This is a genomic window from Thalassospira mesophila, from assembly GCF_002115755.1.
Classification (GTDB): domain Bacteria; phylum Pseudomonadota; class Alphaproteobacteria; order Rhodospirillales; family Thalassospiraceae; genus Thalassospira; species Thalassospira mesophila.
Genome location: NZ_JFKA01000010.1, coordinates 39,379 through 58,113 on the forward strand (window position 1 = coordinate 39,379; position 18,735 = coordinate 58,113).

Consider the following 18,735-nt stretch of genomic DNA (forward strand, 5'->3'; position numbering starts at 1 on the left):
TTATCTCAACAAAAAGACCCACACAAAATTGTGTGGGTCTTTATTTTTCCGGCGTCCAATGATTTGTCATTCCCGAGAATACGCCATGCGCAAGATCGTTATCCTTAAAACCCACGTTCAGTTTCCATCGTTCGCCACTCCATAAGCATAGTAGAACCAGTTAACGTAAAACTTATATAGTCGCGCATCATGACATATTCAAGGTAACGATTAAACAATGGATATTTCAACAAGCCTGATCATACCGGCAATTTCCACAGTTGTTGACTGGAGCGAAAACCTTCTTCCCCAACAAGCTGTTCTTATCACCGGGGCACTGGCAACAACGGGATGGATTTTTTCGGCCTCCCTTAGCCGCAAACTCAGCCGCAAGCAACACACCATGACTGCCTTGCTAGATGATGCCGAATTTCGCAAAGGAGCAGCCATCATTCGCGATTACGTCAAACAAAACCGCTATCCCATCCCCGAAAACGACGCGTATAAAAACTGGCAATCAGGGATGCGCGCATGTCTGAACCACTATGAATTTTTATGCTCCGGTATTCTTCGGCGCGATTTTGACGAAAAACTTATTCGCATCAATGAACGATATAACCTGATCACAATCTACAGCTACGCCTATAGTTATATCCAGTCATTGCGCAACGAAAAACCGCATGGCGACCAAACCGTGGACCGGCACAATCTATATCGCTCACTGGAAAAAGTCGCCCGACGCTGGGCTCCTCCATGGACACGTTAAAGCATATTTCTTTTAATAAGGCCCATTTTGTTTGTTTTTGGCGTGTCGTTTGGCAAGGCACAGCGCGCTGCGCGATGCGGCGCATCGGGCGAGCGGTGTAACGCCGCCAAACACCGCCAAAAACAAACCCTGCGGGCCGGTGCAGTCTACCGCCTGGCCGCGTCGAAATCCTTGTCCGTAAACCCATTACGCTCTGCGGACTTCTCCTTGCCAGGCTGTAGACTGCATCGGCAAAATGGATCTTATTAAAAGAAACATGCTTTAAATTTTCCGGTCAGGTAACCGGACCATCCTTGCAACCGCCTATCAGGAATTCAACATTACCTTCGGGGCCGGTGATCGGGCTGGTGGCAATGCCCAAAACCCGCCAGCCGGGCACATTGGCCAGCCAGTCCGATATGGTATCGCATACTTCCTGATGCAGTTCAGGTTCGCGGACCACGCCCTTTTTACCAACCCGTTCCTTGCCGACCTCGAATTGCGGCTTGATCAATGCCACCAGATAGCCACCGGGTTTTACAAAATCCATGCTGGCGGGCAAAACCGTGCGCAGGCCAATAAAGCTGGCGTCACACACCACAATATCAATCGGGTCGGCGATTTGTTCGGGTGTTATATGGCGGGCATTGGTTTTTTCCATCACCACCACGCGGTCGTCATTGCGCAGTTTCCAGTCCAGCTGGCCCTGCCCAACATCAATGGCATAAACCCTGGCCGCACCGTTGGTGAGCAAAACATCGGTAAACCCGCCGGTCGAACAGCCGACATCAATGGCGGTAAAACCGGTCGCATCGATGGCGAATTCGGTTAAGCCCTTTTCCAGCTTTAACCCGCCGCGCGACACCCACGGGTGCGGCTGCCCGCGCAAGGTGAGCGAAATATCCTCGCGCACGGGCATGCCCGGTTTATCAAGGCGCTGCTCGCGGGTAAAAACATCCCCGGCCATAATATGGGCCTGGGCTTTGCCAAGGCTTTCGACCATTCCGCGGTCGACAAGCATCTGATCCAAACGTTTTTTTGCCATGCCGGTTTGTAGCGCACCTGCGGGGAAAAATCACGCCCCGGATTGTACGATTTTTATCTGGTGTGAATTTCAATTCGGGAAGGATGATGGCAACAGCGTGCCACCTTGTCGGCCTAACTTGCCAAAGGCTCCAGATAAGCGCGCGGCACCATTGCCAGCAAATCATTAAGCGCCTCGCCCTGCACGGCCAGATGGGCGCGCATCAAATCGGCCGCCTGATCGGCCTTGCCGCTGGCGATGGCTTGTAAAATATCGGCATGTTCATTGTTGGATTTTTCAACCCGACCCGGCCGATGCAACTGCAAACGCCGATAGGGCGACAGGCGGTTGCGCACGGTTTTGGTCTGGCGTTCCAGATACGAATTGCGACACCCGGCATAGATCGCCTCGTGAAAACGCACATTGGCGGCGTAATATGCATCGGCATCTACCTGCCCGCGCAGGGCATCGCATTCGGCAGAAAGCGCATAAAGCCGGTCGATATCGGCCCGCGCCATACGCCGTGCTGCCAGCCGGGCGCACATCGCCTCAAGCTCAGCCATCACCTCAAACATCTCGATCAATTCGCCAACCGTGATCGATGCCACAACGGTGCCGCGACGGGGCAATGTTGCCACCAGTCCGCTACGTGCCAGCGATTGCAGGGCTTCACGCACCGGGGTTCGCGACACATTAAATCTTTCGCTCAGGCCGCGTTCGTCAAGCCGGTCGCCCGGCTGCAGCATCCCGGTAACAATATCGCGCTCCAGGGCCTGCACCAGATCTTCCGCCAGTTTGCCATTTCGTGCCATCAGGCGTCCTCCATAAAAGCCGAAGCGTGGTATACCAGAACATATATTTTTGTATGTTTCAAAGAAATTCAGCCCGTCAAATGCACCATTATCTGCTGCATTGCGAAATGAAAATCCTTTTGAACCGGACTTTTCCCGCATTCTGGCCCGCCTCCCCCATGTGGCATTGCACAAGGCCAATCTGGTATACAAAAACAGATAGACAGCATGCCAGAAATCTGTAACGCTTTCTCTCATGGCGAAAAGCGCCACAATAAAAAAGCGCCCAACGCGCATTGCGATTACATGAAACGCAGCTTCATCCGGGAGGATTTGATGAAGATTTTTAGTACCACTTTGAAAGCATCAGTGGCAGCAATTGCCTTGGCCGCCACCGCATTTGGCATGTCGGGGATTGCCTCGGCGACCACGCTTAAACTGTCACACCAATGGTCCACCAGCGATGTTCGCAACAAGGTTGCCGAAATCATTGCCGAAGACGTCAAAGCCGCCAATGTTGATCTGGAAATACAGATTTTCCCGTCCGGTTCGCTGTTCAAAGCCAAAGAACAATGGACCCCGATGGAACGCGGTCAGCTTGACATGATTGTCTATCCGCTGGCCTATGCTGGCGGTCGCCACCCTGAATTTAACCTGACCCTGATGCCTGCCCTGATCAAAAATCACGACCATGCCAACCGCATGAACAAGTCGGAATTCATGGCACGTCTGGAAAAAATCCTGAATGACAGCGGTGTTGTCACCATTGCGCACGGCTGGCTTGCTGGTGGTTTTGCCTCGACCAAGGGCTGCATTCGCACCCCGGACGATGTAAAAGGCCTGCAAATTCGTGCCGCTGGCAAATCGTTTGAACAGATGCTGCAGGGTGCCGGTGCATCCATCGCCGCCATGCCCAGCTCGGAAATTTATCCGGCCATGCAGACCGGCGTTCTTGATGCCACTAATACCAGTTCGTCGAGCTTTGTTTCCTATCGTATTTACGAACAGGTCAAATGCTATACCCCTGCGGGCGCCAATGCCCTGTGGTTCATGTATCAGCCGGTTCTGATGTCGAAGAAAAGCTATGACGCACTGAACGACGCGCAAAAAGAAGCCCTGGCTGCTGCAGGCAAAAAAGCCGAAGCCTATTATGATGCCGAAGGCCGCAAGGAAGACGAAACCAGCGTCAAGGTCTTTAAAGAAAACGGCGTTGAAATCGCCAATCTGACCGACGAAGACTTCCAGAAATGGCAGGATCTGGCGAAGAAAACCTCTTATGCCGAATTCGTCAAGGAAACCCCGGGTGGTCAGGAACTTCTTGATCTCGCCCTGTCGGTAAAATGATGTTTTTCCGGCGTCGCACAAGGTGCGACGCCGGGTTTCCCCGACAAGCGATCTTGCATAAGGAGGCCACGCGTGAGCAACGCAGCCCTTCATTCCCCGTCGCTTCCGATTGACATGCCCGACCCGCACGGGAGTACCCGGATTGTGCAGACCAAATCTTCAAACTCAGCTTTTCCACCGCCGCCCGATATTGAACCGCTGCCGGAAAAATCGCAAAATTCAACGGCGCGTTCTGGCCGGGCCACCCCGCCAAAAGGCGGTGCCATCGGAACGTTCATTTATGGCGTTCATATGCTGTCAAAAATATGTGGTGCCGCATCGGCTGCCATGTTCACCATTGCCATGCTGATTATTTGCCAGTTGGTCTTTATGCGCTATGTGCTGAATGCCTCCACTGTCTGGCAAACCGAAGCCGTTATTTTTCTTATGATCGGGGCCACGCTGGTCGGCCTGCCTTATGTGCAAATGATCCGCGGCCATGTGAATGTCGATTTGTTGCCGATGTATCTTAAACGCCGCAATCGTAAAATTCTGGCAGTTATCATTCTTCTTTTCGGCATCGCGATCAGTGCTTTGTTCGGCTTTTACGGCATCGAACTTGTGATCGACGCCCATAATGGCGGCTGGCATTCCGAAACAGTTTGGGGCGTTGCCCTGTGGAAACCCTATAGCGCGCTTCCCATCGGCTTTTGCCTGCTGTTTTTGCAATTTGCCGCCGACCTTGCCGGGTTGATCACCGATCGCACCACCCCGTTTGACATCCCCGAAGACGCCGCATAAGGAGAGCACCTGATGGATCCCTTGCTTCTTGCTGCCCTTGTCGGCATCTCGACGACACTTGTCCTGTTTTCAGGCATTCCGGTGGGCATTGGCCTTCTGGTGATCAGTGTCGGCTTTATCATGGTTTTTGATGGCGTCGGCTCGCTGCCGCTTCTGCCCGAAATTCTGTTTGGCAAACTCGACAGCTTCGAAGTTCTCGCCATTCCCATGTTTATTTTAATGGGCGCTGTTGTGGCCTCATCGCGCGCCGGGGGCGACCTTTATTCCGCCCTTGATCGCTGGCTCACCCGTGTGCCTGGCGGGCTGGTTATATCCAACCTTGGTGCCTGTGCCATCTTTTCGGCCCTGTCAGGGTCATCACCGGCCACCTGTGCTGCCATTGGCAAAATGGGCATTCCCGCCATGCGCGAACGCGGTTTCCCCGATACGGTTGCCGCGGGCTCCATTGCCGCAGGCGGAACGCTTGGCATTTTGATCCCGCCCAGCGTCACCATGATCATTTACGGCATTTCGACGGAAACCTCGATCGGGCGGCTGTTTCTGGCCGGTTTGATGCCGGGGTTAATGCTAACCGCCATGTTTATGGCCTGGTCGATTTATTCCACCTGGCGCCAGGGCCATGCCGGCACGGCACTGGCATCGGTTTCCTATAGCTGGAAAGAAAAGTTTGAAATCCTGCCGCGTATTCTGCCATTTCTGGTGATCATTGCTGCCGTTCTGTTTGCCCTTTATGGCGGTGTTGCCACCCCGTCGGAAACGGCCGGTGTCGGTGCGCTATTTTGCCTGCTGACTGCCGTTGTGGTTTACCGCATGTGGCAGCCGACCAAACTTTGGCACATCCTGCGCGATACCACCCGTGAATCGGTTATGATCCTTTTGATCATTGGGGCGGCGGGCCTGTTTAGCTATATGCTGTCGAGCCTGTATATCACCCAGTCAATCGCCCACTGGATTTCCGATCTTGATGTTAATCGCTGGGTGTTGATGGGTTTCATCAATGTATTCCTGCTGATCAGCGGCTTTTTCCTGCCGCCGGTTGCCGTGATTTTGATGTCCGCCCCCATCCTGTTACCCGTCATTGTCAGCGCCGGATTTGATCCCTACTGGTTTGCCGTGATCCTGACGATCAACATGGAAATTGGCCTGATCACGCCGCCGGTTGGTTTGAACCTGTATGTCATTAACGGCATTGCCCCCGACATTCGCCTGCAAACCATCCTTAAGGGTGCCATGCCCTATGTCGCCTGCATGATCGTTGCCATTGTCATTTTGTGTATCTTTCCTGATATTGCCACCTGGTTGCCCAATGCCATGATCGGAGGAGGCCGCTAATGTCTGGAATTTCTGTTCGCAACTGGATTTCATCCATTGCCGATCGCGGGCGTGAATTGCTGGATCTACCCCTAAGCGTCCCGCAAGACCCGTTCCTGCGCCAGGCCACCTTATGCCATGATCTGGTGTCACAAAAAGGCGAAGCGCGCGGCACGGCCCTGGCCCGCGAAGTGGTGCGTGGCTGGGAAAACCTGGCGGAAAAGGACCATTTGCGTTTTTTCGAAATGATGCAAAACGAATTTTCCGCCGACCAAATTGCTGTTATTACCGCGTCCGACGCCTATAAGGCCGATCCCAACGAAGTTAACCTGGCCGCTTTAACACAGGCCTCCGAACCGGCCCGCCAGGAACTTCTGCGCCGGATCAACATGGCACCGGGCGGCACACGCGCCATTGTTGATATGCGCAATGTGTTGCTTAACCTGATCAAAACCAACCGCCAGCTTGAACCGCTCAATGCCGACATGCAGCATTTGCTGACCAGCTGGTTTAACCGTGGTTTTCTGGAACTGCGCCATATTGACTGGGAAACATCGGCATCGGTTTTGGAAAAACTGATCCGCTATGAAGCGGTTCATGAAATTCAGGGCTGGGACGATTTGCGTCGCCGCCTGGCCGATGACCGAAAATGTTTTGCCTTTTTCCACCCCGCCATGCCCGATGACCCGTTGATATTTGTTGAAGTCGCCCTGGTGCATGGGTTGGCCGATAGTGTGCAAGCACTTTTGGCCCCCGAAATTGACGAAACAGCGCAATCAAAAGCCAACACCGCCATTTTCTATTCAATCAGCAACTGCCAAACCGGATTACGCGGTATTTCCTTTGGCAATTTCCTGATCAAACAGGTGGTCGAGGAACTGAAACGCGAATTTCCCAAGCTGGACCAGTTCGCCACCCTGTCGCCAATCCCCGGTTTTATGGGCTGGTTACGCACCCGGCAAAAATCCGATAATGACGATGCCAAACAGGCAGGCGACATATTGGCTGCCATGGAAGATGATGGCTGGGTTTCCGACCCTGTCCGGGCCGATGCCCTGAAAAAACCCACCTTGCAACTATGTGCGCGCTATCTGGCCCATGCCAAACGCGGCAAATCGCCACTGGACCCCACGGCCCGTTTTCACCTGGGCAACGGGGCGCGGCTGGAACGTTTGAACTGGATGGGCGATATTTCAACCAAGGGGCTGCGTCAGTCCGGCGGGTTGATGGTCAATTACGCCTACCATCTTGATAATATTGAACGAAATCACGAATCACTGGTCAATGACGGCAAAATTGCCGTATCGCGCGCCGTATCGCAGCTTGCCGGTAACCAAGGATAGCCTTCCATGTCAGAAAACCTGCTTTTAGAATTTATCAACCGGTTCCCGGCCGATCGCTCAGCACCTTTCCTGACCGAATATGATGGATCAGACGTCAGCTTTGCCGACCTTTTAAACCGCACCGGGCGTTATGCCAGTGTTCTGGCCGGTCATGGTGTGGTCAAGGGCGACCGCGTTGCCGTTCAGGTCGACAAATCATCCGACGTGATTGCGCTATATCTGGCCTGTTTGCAGTTGGGTGCCATTCATTTGCCGCTAAATACCGCCTATACCGGCGATGAAATTGCCTATTTCCTTGGCGATGCGGCCCCGCGCGTTTTTGTTTGCCGCCCCGACCGGTTTGAAACGTCACAAACCCTTGCCGGGCAAAATGATGTTGCTGCTGTGCTGACCCTTGGCACAAAGGGCGATGGTTCGCTTAATGACGAAGCCGCCAGTGCCGCTGCGCGCACCGACATTGCCGATGTCACCAGCGACGATATTGCCGCCATTCTTTACACATCGGGCACCACCGGGCGCTCCAAGGGGGCGATGCTCAGCCATGGCAATCTCACCTCGAACGCGCTGACTTTGCACAAGGCATGGGGCTTTAAACCCGACGATGTATTGCTGCACGCCTTGCCGCTGTTTCACACCCACGGGCTGTTTGTCGCGGTTAACATCATGCTGCTTAATGGCGGCAAAATCATCTTGCTGTCAAAATTCGATGCCGATGATGTTATCGAACGCCTGCCAAAATCAACTGTGCTGATGGGCGTTCCCACCTTCTATACCCGCCTTTTGGCCCATCCCGGTTTTGACCGCGATGTTGTGTCGAACATGCGGTTGTTTGTATCAGGCTCGGCCCCGCTTCTGGCCGAAACCCACGACCAGTTTTTCGAACGTACCGGTCTTAAAATTCTCGAACGTTATGGCATGACCGAAACCTGCATGAACACGTCCAACCCGCTGGACGGCGAACGCCGCCCCGGTGCCGTTGGCCCAACCCTGCCCGGCATTGAAGCCCGTGTTTGTGACAAGGATGGCAACATTTTGCCGCACGGCGAAATTGGCGTGCTTGAAGTGCGTGGCCCCAATGTGTTCAAGGGGTACTGGCAAATGCCGGAAAAAACCGCATCGGAATTTCGCGCCGACGGCTTTTTCATTACCGGCGATCTGGCGACACTGGGTGATGACGGCTATGTCACCATTGTTGGCCGTGACAAGGATCTGATCATTTCGGGCGGCTTTAACGTCTATCCCAAGGAAGTCGAAGAAATTATCGGCGACTATGCCGAAGTTGGCGAAATTGCCGTCTTTGGCCTGCCGCACCCCGACTTTGGCGAGGCTGTTGCCGCTGTTATCGTCCCGGCCAGCGCCAGCGGGTTTGACGAGCAGGAAATTATCAAACGCACCCAGGATAAACTGGCAAAATTCAAGGTTCCCAAGCGGATCTGGACAATTGATGAATTGCCCCGCAACACCATGGGCAAGGTGCAAAAGGCCCAGTTGCGCACCAAATATGCCGAAACCTTTAAAGGCGGCAAAAACTGACTTCCCGGTGATTTACCGGCCAGGTGTCTTGCACCCTCACCCGGTGCAAACAACGCCCCGCCGATAACATTGTTTCACCTGACTACGCCGGGCAACAATTGCTGTTGTCCGGCGTCTTTTTATCAGGTCCAATACCCCCATCCCTTTGTGGCCTTTTTATTCGCGGAGAAACATCTCATGACCGCTTTGCATGCCCGCCAAATTCAAATCGAAACGCCCGGCCCCGCCAGCAACATGGCCGTTAAAACCGTGCCGTTGGCCGAACCGGGCGCCAACGAAATTCGTATTCGCCATACCGCCATTGGCTTTAATTTTATCGATGTTTATCAACGCGGCGGGGCCTATGCCCTGCCCCTGCCCAGCCCGCTGGGCCACGAAGCCGCCGGTATTGTTGACGCAGTTGGCAGCAACGTTACCGATTTTGGTGTTGGCGACCGGGTTGCCTATATGAATGCCGGGCTGGGTGCCTATGCCGATATGCGCAATGTCAGCGCCGATAAGGTTGTTCCCCTGCCCGATAATGTTTCGGACGAAGACGCCGCCGCCCTGATATTTAAAGGCATGACAGCCCAGTATTTGCTAAAGCACACCTGCCCGGTACAGGCGGGCGATATGGTGATTGTTCATGCCGCTGCTGGCGGGGTTGGGCAAATCCTGTCGCGTTGGGCCAAGGCATTGGGCGCATTTGTGGTCGGCACCGCCGGGTCGGACGAAAAATGTGCCATCGCGCGCGATGCCGGGTGCGACATTGCCATAAATTACCGCAACGAAAACTGGGCTGACGACCTGCTGGCCGCCACCGATGGCCGCAAGGCCCGTGTCGTTTATGATGCGGTGGGCAAACATACCTTTATGCACTCGCTTGATCTGGCTCAGCCATTTGGCATGGTTGTGCTTTACGGGGCGGCGTCTGGCCCTGCCCCCGATATTGCCCCGGAAATATTGAACAAAAAGGGCTGCCTGTTCTTAACCCGCCCGTCGGTATTTCCGCATAATGCACAACAGGACCGTTTTCGCGCCAATGCGGCGGATTTGTTTGATGCCATTGGCCGGGGCTATGTCAAAGCCAGCATCGGCGCACGTTTTTCCCTTGAAGACGCCGCCAAAGCCCACGAACTGGCTGAAAGCCGGGCCAGTACCGGGGCGATTTTAATGATCCCGTGATCGCAACCGGCCCGGCATTTTTCAAGGCTGACCTTATTTCCCGATGCCCAATCGCGCGGGCATCGGGGATCACACTGGCTGTTGGCTGGCAAACCCATTAGGGTGGCACAAAGCATTTTGGCAACAGGCGGCACATGAATGACCAGTTCGGCCCTATGGTATCGGCACTTTGGCGACCCTATCGATGTTCTGAAACTTGAAACCTCCCCCCTCGCGGCGTTATCAGCGGGCCTTGTCCGGGTTCAAATGCTGGCCGCGCCGCTTAATCCATCCGATCTTATCCCCATCACCGGGGCCTATCGCCACCGCATCGGCCCGCCGCAAATTGCCGGGTATGAAGGTTTGGGTGTCATTACCGAAATATCCCCCGGTGCGGCCTGCGCGTTTAAGGTCGGGCAACGGGTTTTGCCGCTGCGTGCCAACGGCACATGGCAAAATTACGTCGATGCCGACCCGGCATGGATGGTTGCCGTGCCCGATGATATCAGCGATGAAATTGCCCTGCGCGGCTATATCAACCCGCTGGCAGCGTGGTTGATGCTCGATATATGGCCGGCAAAGGACAAACATATTGTTGTTACGGCGGCAGGGTCATCCTGCGCGGGGTTGCTGATCCAATGGGCCATTGCAAACGGGGCTGCATCGGTACATGGCATTTACCGCACCCCGTCACGCAAGGCAGAAATACAGGCCCTTGGCGCAACCGCCATCGACATGAGCAATCAACCCGCCATCGAAACGCTCGCAGCACAGACTGATATTGTTTTTGATGCCGTCGGCGGGGATCTGGCGCGGGTGCTTCTGGGGCATATGCCACAAGGATCATCGCTGGTATCTTACGGGCTGTTATCGGGTCAGCTATTCGCCCTGCCCGACAATGCCCAGGCCAAAATACATCGCTTTCATTTACGCGACCGGCTGGAAACGGTATCACCGACAAAATGGCAGGGCTGGTTTGATCAGCTTTGGCCATTGTTGCGCGATGCCTTCCTGCCGCCACTCGCAATCTACGATGTCGCCGACTGGGCTGCCGCAATTGAGTATTTCAACCAGCCCGGGCGAACCGGGAAACCGGTTTTGCAATTTTAATCCGGAACCGCTCAGGCCCCCCACCGTTAAATATCAGCCATCCCCCACCCACCTAAACACCACAAGGAATCATTCATGAGCGAGCAAAACCACGCACAGGTTGCCTTCATTACCGGCGGCGCACAGGGACTGGGGTTGGGCATCAGCCGACATTTGTTAAACAATGGCTGGAAAGTCATGATGTTTGACCGCGATGAAGAAGCCGGGCGCGACGCCATGGCAGCACTTGACGAACAAAGCCGGACCCGCTGCCTGTCTTTCACCGGTGACGTAACCGATGAACAGGATGTTGCCATTGCCGTGCAACGCACGATTGACCGGTTTGGCCGCATTGACGGGCTGGTTAACAATGCCGGCATTGCCAACCCTGATAACGGGTCGTTTGAACATCTTGACTGGCAGGCATGGCGCCATGTCATTGATGTTAATCTGGGCGGGGCGTTTCTGGTGGCAAAACATGCGACCCAGCATTTACGCAAAACCAGCGGTGCCATCGTCAATATTTCATCAACCCGCGCCTTTCAGTCCGAAGCCAACAGCGAAGCCTATGCCGCGGCCAAAGGCGGCCTTGTTGCCTTAACCCATGCCATGGCCATCAGCCTGTCGGGCGACATCCGGGTTAACGCCATTGCCCCGGGCTGGATCGAGGTTGGCGACTGGAAAAAATCTTCGGCCAAAACACAGCCCCATCATAGCGAAAGCGACAAAAAGCAACATCCTGTCGGCCGTGTTGGTGTTCCCGGCGACATTGCCCACGCGGTTGCCTTTTTGCTTGATGGCGAAAAATCCGGCTTCATCACCGGTGAAACCCTGCGCATTGATGGCGGCATGACCCATAAAATGATCTATCAGGATTAATGCGACTCGCTCGCATTAATTGAAATATTGTCTTGTGCGAACACCCCGGCTGAGAAATTTCAACCGGGGTGTATTGGTTATGTCGATACCGTACACACGCAAAAAGCGCAGTTTTTCAGGATTTTCCAACGCAACACACGCAAAAGCTTTGGTTACTCGCGTCGGAAGCCTCAAAGTTGGACTTTTATGTCGCTATTGATAATCATGATCATTATCATTGCGACTAATTATTATTAATGATATCGGAACCCCAGTTTTGCGGGCCACAGCCCGCGCCAAAATCCTTGGGGAACCGATATGTCACTTTGTGCAAAATGCCACCGCCCGTTCGGGTTCGCGTTATTGGCATCCGCTAGCCTGCTTGCCCTGACATCAGGCACCGCTTTAGCGCAGCAATCGTCTGCACCAAAGCCGGAAGATCAAACCATCGAACTTGACCCGATCACGATTGATGGTCAGGCGCAAAAGGATGCAGGCGATCCAACCCCGCCCGTCTATGCCGGTGGCCAGGTTGCAACGGGCAGCCGGGCCGGTATCCTTGGCAATCAGGATGTTCTTGATACGCCCATTAATACCACCGCCTATACCGACCAGTTGATCAGGGATCAGCAGGCCGATACCCTGGCCGATGTTGTCGATAATGACCCGGGCGTTTTAACATCCTATAGCTATGGCGGGTCAGGCGACCGTTACATGGTGCGCGGGTTTATCCTTGATGGCGATGATGTTGCACTTGATGGCCTTTATGGCACGGCACCACGCCAGCTAATCGATATGTCGATGTATGAACGTGTCGAAATCACCAAAGGTGCGTCGGCCTTCATCAATGGCATGTCACCGGGCGGCAGCGGCATTGGCGGCATGATCAACCTTGTCCCCAAACGGGCAACAGACACGCCCGTCACCAGCTTTACCACCACCTATGGCATGAACAGCGACGTTGGCGGACACATCGATATTGGTCGGCGTTTTGGCAAGGACAACCAGTTTGGCATTCGTGCCAATTTGAAATATAGCGACGGCGAAACCGCCATTAACGATGAAAATCGCAACAGCCAGATTGGCGCATTGTCATTTGACTACCGCGGCGAAAATACACGCATCACCGTTGACGCCGGACATAACGAAAAAAATGTCGATCATGGCCGCACATCGATCAATGTAAACAGTGCCCTGACCAGTATTCCCGACGCGCCGGATGCCGACCATAACTACAATGCCGATGGCACATGGGCCGACCTTCAGGATGAATTTGTGCAAGGACGGATCGAGCATGACTTTAATCAGTATGTCATGGGGTATGTCGCCGCTGGTACACGCCACACGGAAGAAGCAGGTATCTATTCAACACCAACAATCAATGGCACCGACGGCAGCATGACTTACAGCAGTTCCAACATTGTCCGCACCGACACCACAAACAGTGCCATTACCGGCGCACGGATCAAATTTGAAACAGGCCCGGTCCATCACGACCTCAATGTCGGGGCATCGGCCATGCGAAGCAAAAGCCATCAGGCCTGGGCCTTTGCCACCGGTTTTTCAACATTTAGCGGCAATATCTATGGCGACACGCCGTCAAGCTATCCTGCCATCGGCACGCCCACTGGCAACCTTAACGACCCCAGCTTGCGCAACACCAACGATATGAGCAGCTATTTTCTCGCCGATACGGCCAGTTTCCTTGATGATCGCCTTCATCTCACCGGGGGCGTGCGGCGCCAATCGGTCACCACACGGCAGTATGATCTGACCAGTGGTGCCCGAACCAAAAATTACGATGCCGATGAATATACGCCGATGGTGGGCGTTGTTGGCAATGTCACCAACCAGATTTCGCTTTATGCCAACTATATGGAATCCCTTTCCCCCGGCGAAACTGCAGGCTCGGCCTCAAGCGACCCGACCCTGACCAACCCCAGCGAGCAGCTCGCCCCTTACACCTCCAAACAATATGAAGTTGGTACGAAGGCCGATTTTGGGAATTTTGGCGGCAGCATTGCCCTGTTCCAGATTGAAAAACCATCCGCCTACAAAAATGCCAGCAACACCTTTACGGCAGATGGCGAGCAACGCAATCGTGGCCTGGAATTTCAGCTTTTTGGTGAACCCGTTAAAGGGACGCGCGTCCTTGGCGGCTTTACCCTGCTTGATGCCAAACTAACCGACACCGAAGACGGCACCAATAACGGCAACAACCCCATTGGGGTGCCCGACTATGTTGCCAAGCTGGGCGTCGAATATGACCTGCCCTTCATGCAGGGCGCAACCGTGACGGCGCGTGTTATTCACACCGCATCACAATATGTCAACGTTGCCAACACGCAGGAAATTCCGTCATGGACACGGCTGGATGTCGGGGCGCGTTATACCACCAAAATGTATGATTACCCGGTAACCTTGCGCGCCAATATCGAAAACCTGACCAACAATAATTACTGGTCCTCGGCCAATGGCGGCTACCTGACGATGGGGGCACCGTTAACGGCGAAATTGGCCCTGACCGCTGATTTCTGAACAATTTTCAGGCGGGTAACCTTTTATGCCCCCGCCACCGTGCCCGCAAACCGCCAAAACACACAGGGCCACCCGCACTTTCCGGGTGGCCCTGGTTTTATCGGGCAACATTACCGGTTTATGGCGCGCAACACCGCGCAACGAAGACGGCACAGCAGTCAGGTGATCGCCAGGCCAGACATCACGACAATGTAACGTCGGTTCCGAAAATGGATAATGTTGTGAATATCGTTATCGTCAGTACGAACACTGCCTTGGCAACAAGCGTTACCCATGGCACGCGCACAGCATCGACAGGGCGCTGTTTAATGGCTGTTATAACCATCAATGAACCGGCATGCCTTCGCTTTCGGCACGAGAAATCGCCTCGGCAAGCTTCGCATCACGTTTTGGTGGTGCGGGAGCCGCAATAACATCGCATTGGTCCCGGTCCATCAAAATGGCCCGGTCCAGCTCTCGCGGGTCTATCGGCAAGGTGCGCGCCCCTGCGGTGCTGGGCACATGTAACAACGTTGCCGTGCGGCGATAGGCAAGGAAGGAAACACCTTCGATTAGTTCTTCTTCAGTTTCGACATCATAATCGCCACCGGGAAAGGTTTCATCGTAACCCTTCAATTTAAAGGGCCCGGAAAACTCAACCTGCTTGTGACTTACGCGCGTGATTGACATTTTCTTCACCTCGGAAATATCAGCAAAACAGCGGCAAAAGGGGACGATTCCCCTTTCACCGATAACCTGCAAGCTAGATTTTTTTGGATGTTTTTGCTTCGGGTTTTGCCTTCGGCACTGCCGAATCAACCGGATGAGCAGCTTTTGCCTTATCAGCATCAGCAGATGTGGAAGTTTTGTCCTGAGAGGCAGAGAATTTCTGGAAACTCATCATGCATCCTCCATTTTGAAAGTCAGGAATCTGACCTAAGATGCCGACACTGCGCCTGAAGAAGAAAAAAGTCAATGAAACAATAAATAAACTCACCAAAAATACTTGGGTAAATCAAAATAAAAGAACACATTTAAAACACAAATAGAAAAAATTTCTCAATTACTTCATGTCAAACAAGTTTCATTAAATAAAAAGATAAGTAAAAATTGCGTATCCCTTTGTTCTTACTCTTGGGCTGCACGCACCCTTGCCGTTATCGGCAAAAAAAAGCGCCGCCAAATTTGATTTGGCGGCGCTTGAAAATATCGTCGATAAGACAGATGGTTAGACAGTCTGGATCCCGGCCATAAAAAACGGTTATGCCCGTGCCTTGCTTTCCGACAGCCCCAGCGCATTTAGCGCCGTGCGCACAATCGCATCCGCATCCAGCCCGGCTTCAGCATATTGTTTTTCGGGTTTGTCGTGGTCCAAAAGACGATCTGGCAATGCCATTGTCCGCACCTTCAAACCATGATCAAGCAAGCCCTGCCCGGCCATATGCTGCAATACAATCGCCCCGAAACCGCCGATCGATCCTTCCTCGATCGTGATCAGCACTTCGTGGTTACGCGCCAGATCGGCAATCAGATCGGCATCTAGCGGTTTGGCAAAGCGGGCATCGGCAACCGTGGCCGAAAGGCCGCGTGCCGCCAGGTCTTCGGCCGCCAGCAGCGATTCCGCAAGCCGCGTTCCATAGGACAGGATCGCAATTTTGCTGCCCTCACGTAAAATCCGGCCTTTGCCAATTTCCAGCACCTGCCCCTCGGCCGGCATTTCAACGCCAACACCCTCGCCGCGCGGATAGCGAAATGCACTGGGGCGGTCATTGATCGACCAGGCGGTTGTGGTCATATGCACCAGTTCGGCTTCGTCAGCCGCGGCCATCAGCACGATATTGGGCAAACATCCCAAATACGCCACGTCGTAAACCCCGGCATGGGTTGCGCCATCGGCCCCAACCAGCCCGGCCCGATCCAGCGCAAAGCGCACCGGCAGGTTTTGCACCACCACATCATGCACCAGCTGGTCATATCCGCGCTGCAGGAAGGTGGAATATATTGTGCAAAACGGCTTGTAACCTTCGCACGCCATACCGGCGGCAAAGGTCACCGCATGCTGTTCGGCAATGCCCACATCAAACGAGCGGTCCGGAAACGCATCGGCAAACAGATTGACCCCGGTGCCCGACGGCATGGCGGCTGTAATTGCGGTTACTTTTTCGTCTTTCTGGCCCAGCTTGACCAGCGTTTCACCGTAAACCTTGGTGTAGGCAGGCGCATTGGGGGTTGGTTTGGCCTGTTTGCCGGTTACGACATCAAACTTGGCAACACCATGATATTTATCAAGCGCATGTTCCGCCGGGGCATAACCCTTGCCCTTCTGCGTTACCGCATGGATCAGGACCGGGCCATCAAGGTCAGCATCACGCACATTACGAAGAACCGGCAACAAATGATCCAGATTATGCCCGTCAATCGGCCCGACATAGAAGAACCCCATTTCTTCAAACAAGGTACCGCCGGTCATCATGCCACGGGTATATTCTTCAATTTTGCGGGCAACTTCTTCAATCTGGCGGGGCAAATGTTTGGTCAGGCCCTTGGCCGCGTTGCGCAACCCCTGATAACTTTTGCCCGAAATCAACCGCGACAAATAACCCGACATCGAGCCCACCGGCGGGGCAATCGACATGTCGTTATCGTTCAAAATCACGATCAAACGCTGGTCGGTGGCAGCGGCATTGTTCATCGCCTCATAGGCCATGCCCGCACTCATCGCGCCATCGCCAATCACGGCGATTACGTTTTTGCGTTTGTCATCAGATAGCTGATTGGCAACCGCCATGCCCAGCCCGGCCGAGATCGAGGTCGAACTATGCCCGGCGCCAAACGCATCATATTCGGATTCAGATCGTTTGGTAAAACCAGACAGCCCGCCCCCCTGACGTAGCGTGCGAATACGGTCCCGCCGCCCGGTCAGGATTTTATGGGGATAACACTGATGGCCCACATCCCAGATCAACCGGTCATCCGGAGTATCAAACAGATAATGAATGGCAACGGTCAGCTCCACCACACCCAGCCCGGCCCCCAGATGGCCGCCGGTAACCGAAACGGCATCAATGGTTTCCTGTCGCAATTCATCGGCCAGCTGGCGCAATTGCGCGGGCTGCAATTTACGCAGGTCCGACGGGATCGTAACAGTGTCAAGCAGCGGGGTCTTGGAGGTGGTCATGCCGAACTCGATTTTTGTGTTCTCACAGCGTTGAATATCATTCCAACAGGGTGACGCTTCACAGGCCCCATTGCAAGGGCCGTAAAATAGCGAGGTTATGCAAAATTAGCGACCCTGAATTTAAGGCAAATTCAACCGGGGTGAAGGCCGCGTAAAAAGTGATGCACCAGTTGTTTAACGCTATCATGAATATGGGGGCGTTCGCGGCCAAAGTCCCGGCACAAATGCGGAAAATTTTGCGCAATATAATCGGTGCAGGGTGGCAAAAACGAATAATGCCCGGCCCCCTTCACCCGCACAAACTTTGCCCGCCCGTGCAACAAATCGCGAAACCGGGCGGCGTTTACATCGTGCAACAACACTTCATCGGTGTCGGCCTCGATAAACAATACCGGCACCTTGAGCTGTTCGACGCCCGCAGGGGTTGCCGCCACACCAAACGCAGGCGCAATTGTAATAATTGCCGATATCCGGTCATCGCGCGCAGCAACAACAGGCGCACCGTGAACGTTTTCAAGGCGGTTCAAGGCGGCATCATCAGGCACATATTCACAAATAACGCGGTCTGTTTCGCTGTTAACCTGGCAATATTGCCGCCAGGCGCTGGCATCAAAATGCCACCCGCCCAGTTTTAAAACCGTCGCCCCACCGGCGGAATGCCCCAAAGCGGTAATTTTACCGCTGTCGATTTGCGGGGCAATGGCATCATGGGTCAGCAACAAATCAAGCGCCTGACGCATTTCTTGCGGGCGGCGTTCAATAATTGTCAGCGACCGTGCATCCGCCGCATCAATATAATTATCGCCCGCATGTTGCGGCGCGGCCACAATATAGCCCCGACGTGCCAGATATTCCGCCAGCCAGAAATGCACAAACCGGTGCCCTTCCGACCCGTGCGAAATCATCACCAGCGGAAACGGGCCCCCCGCAGCAAAAGGCGCATTGCGCGCCGCCATACTGGCAACCCCCATATGGCGCACCGGCGTTTCGGGCGCGGTGGCCGGGTACCACAAAGCCAGCGCGAACGGGTCCGTATCAAAGACCCGATCGCGAAAACCGGCACTATAGGGTGGTTTATTGTTGGAATGCGCTGTCATGTC

Annotated in this window: 16 protein-coding genes; 10 read left to right on the forward strand and 6 right to left on the reverse strand. The window is 54.2% G+C overall.

Features of this window, described 5'->3' with window-relative positions:
- The first annotated feature begins 217 nt into the window (after positions 1-217).
- Complete coding sequence (locus TMES_RS17455) at positions 218-745, forward strand: DUF4760 domain-containing protein (RefSeq protein ID WP_085584928.1); 528 nt, start codon at positions 218-220, stop codon at positions 743-745.
- A 274-nt stretch (positions 746-1,019) separates the two neighbouring features.
- On the opposite strand, the gene TMES_RS17460 is transcribed toward TMES_RS17455, so the two are convergent.
- Both TMES_RS17460 and TMES_RS17465 read right to left on the reverse strand, forming a co-directional pair.
- The gene (locus TMES_RS17460) at positions 1,020-1,769 is read right to left on the reverse strand and encodes a TlyA family RNA methyltransferase (RefSeq protein ID WP_085584930.1); all 750 of its coding nucleotides are present in this window, start codon (positions 1,767-1,769) and stop codon (positions 1,020-1,022) included.
- A 113-nt stretch (positions 1,770-1,882) separates the two neighbouring features.
- Positions 1,883-2,560: a GntR family transcriptional regulator gene (locus TMES_RS17465; protein WP_085585106.1), complete on the reverse strand. Its 678-nt coding sequence runs from the start codon at positions 2,558-2,560 to the stop codon at positions 1,883-1,885.
- Positions 2,561-2,875: 315 nt separating this feature from the next.
- Between TMES_RS17465 and dctP the strand changes: the two genes are divergently transcribed.
- The 9 genes from dctP (at position 2,876) to TMES_RS17510 (ending at position 14,478) form a co-directional block, all read left to right on the forward strand.
- Positions 2,876-3,883 (forward strand): TRAP transporter substrate-binding protein DctP, encoded by a 1,008-nt coding sequence (dctP, locus tag TMES_RS17470; protein WP_085584932.1) that lies wholly within the window; start codon positions 2,876-2,878, stop codon positions 3,881-3,883.
- Positions 3,884-3,955: 72 nt separating this feature from the next.
- Positions 3,956-4,663: a TRAP transporter small permease gene (locus TMES_RS17475; RefSeq protein ID WP_143589706.1), complete on the forward strand. Its 708-nt coding sequence runs from the start codon at positions 3,956-3,958 to the stop codon at positions 4,661-4,663.
- Between the two features lie 12 nt (positions 4,664-4,675).
- Positions 4,676-5,995 carry a TRAP transporter large permease gene (locus TMES_RS17480; RefSeq protein ID WP_085584934.1) on the forward strand — a complete coding sequence of 440 codons (1,320 nt, stop codon included), beginning with the start codon at positions 4,676-4,678 and terminating at the stop codon, positions 5,993-5,995.
- On the forward strand, positions 5,995-7,317 hold the full coding sequence (locus TMES_RS17485; protein ID WP_085584936.1) for a malonyl-CoA decarboxylase: 1,323 nt from the start codon (positions 5,995-5,997) through the stop codon (positions 7,315-7,317). Before TMES_RS17480 ends, TMES_RS17485 begins: the two co-directional genes overlap by 1 nt.
- Before the next feature lie 6 nt (positions 7,318-7,323).
- Positions 7,324-8,850 (forward strand): malonate--CoA ligase, encoded by a 1,527-nt coding sequence (locus TMES_RS17490; RefSeq protein ID WP_085584937.1) that lies wholly within the window; start codon positions 7,324-7,326, stop codon positions 8,848-8,850.
- 177 nt (positions 8,851-9,027) lie between these two features.
- Positions 9,028-10,014 (forward strand): quinone oxidoreductase family protein, encoded by a 987-nt coding sequence (locus TMES_RS17495; protein WP_085584939.1) that lies wholly within the window; start codon positions 9,028-9,030, stop codon positions 10,012-10,014.
- Positions 10,015-10,152: 138 nt separating this feature from the next.
- Positions 10,153-11,103, forward strand: a complete 951-nt coding sequence (locus tag TMES_RS17500) for a zinc-dependent alcohol dehydrogenase family protein (protein WP_085584941.1) — start codon at positions 10,153-10,155, stop codon at positions 11,101-11,103.
- A gap of 75 nt (positions 11,104-11,178) precedes the next feature.
- The gene (locus TMES_RS17505) at positions 11,179-11,961 is read left to right on the forward strand and encodes a glucose 1-dehydrogenase (RefSeq protein ID WP_085584943.1); all 783 of its coding nucleotides are present in this window, start codon (positions 11,179-11,181) and stop codon (positions 11,959-11,961) included.
- A gap of 297 nt (positions 11,962-12,258) precedes the next feature.
- Positions 12,259-14,478 carry a TonB-dependent receptor gene (locus TMES_RS17510; RefSeq protein WP_085584945.1) on the forward strand — a complete coding sequence of 740 codons (2,220 nt, stop codon included), beginning with the start codon at positions 12,259-12,261 and terminating at the stop codon, positions 14,476-14,478.
- A gap of 324 nt (positions 14,479-14,802) precedes the next feature.
- Here TMES_RS17510 and TMES_RS23205 read toward each other — a convergent pair whose 3' ends face one another.
- From TMES_RS23205 to TMES_RS17525, 4 genes are all read right to left on the reverse strand, one after another.
- On the reverse strand, positions 14,803-15,147 hold the full coding sequence (locus tag TMES_RS23205) for a hypothetical protein (RefSeq protein ID WP_211275948.1): 345 nt from the start codon (positions 15,145-15,147) through the stop codon (positions 14,803-14,805).
- Positions 15,148-15,220: 73 nt separating this feature from the next.
- Positions 15,221-15,454: a hypothetical protein gene (locus tag TMES_RS22670; RefSeq protein ID WP_143589707.1), complete on the reverse strand. Its 234-nt coding sequence runs from the start codon at positions 15,452-15,454 to the stop codon at positions 15,221-15,223.
- Between the two features lie 264 nt (positions 15,455-15,718).
- The gene (gene dxs / locus TMES_RS17520; protein WP_085584947.1) at positions 15,719-17,635 is read right to left on the reverse strand and encodes a 1-deoxy-D-xylulose-5-phosphate synthase; all 1,917 of its coding nucleotides are present in this window, start codon (positions 17,633-17,635) and stop codon (positions 15,719-15,721) included.
- Between the two features lie 131 nt (positions 17,636-17,766).
- Positions 17,767-18,732 carry an alpha/beta hydrolase family protein gene (locus TMES_RS17525; RefSeq protein WP_085584949.1) on the reverse strand — a complete coding sequence of 322 codons (966 nt, stop codon included), beginning with the start codon at positions 18,730-18,732 and terminating at the stop codon, positions 17,767-17,769.
- Positions 18,733-18,735 lie beyond the last annotated feature (3 nt).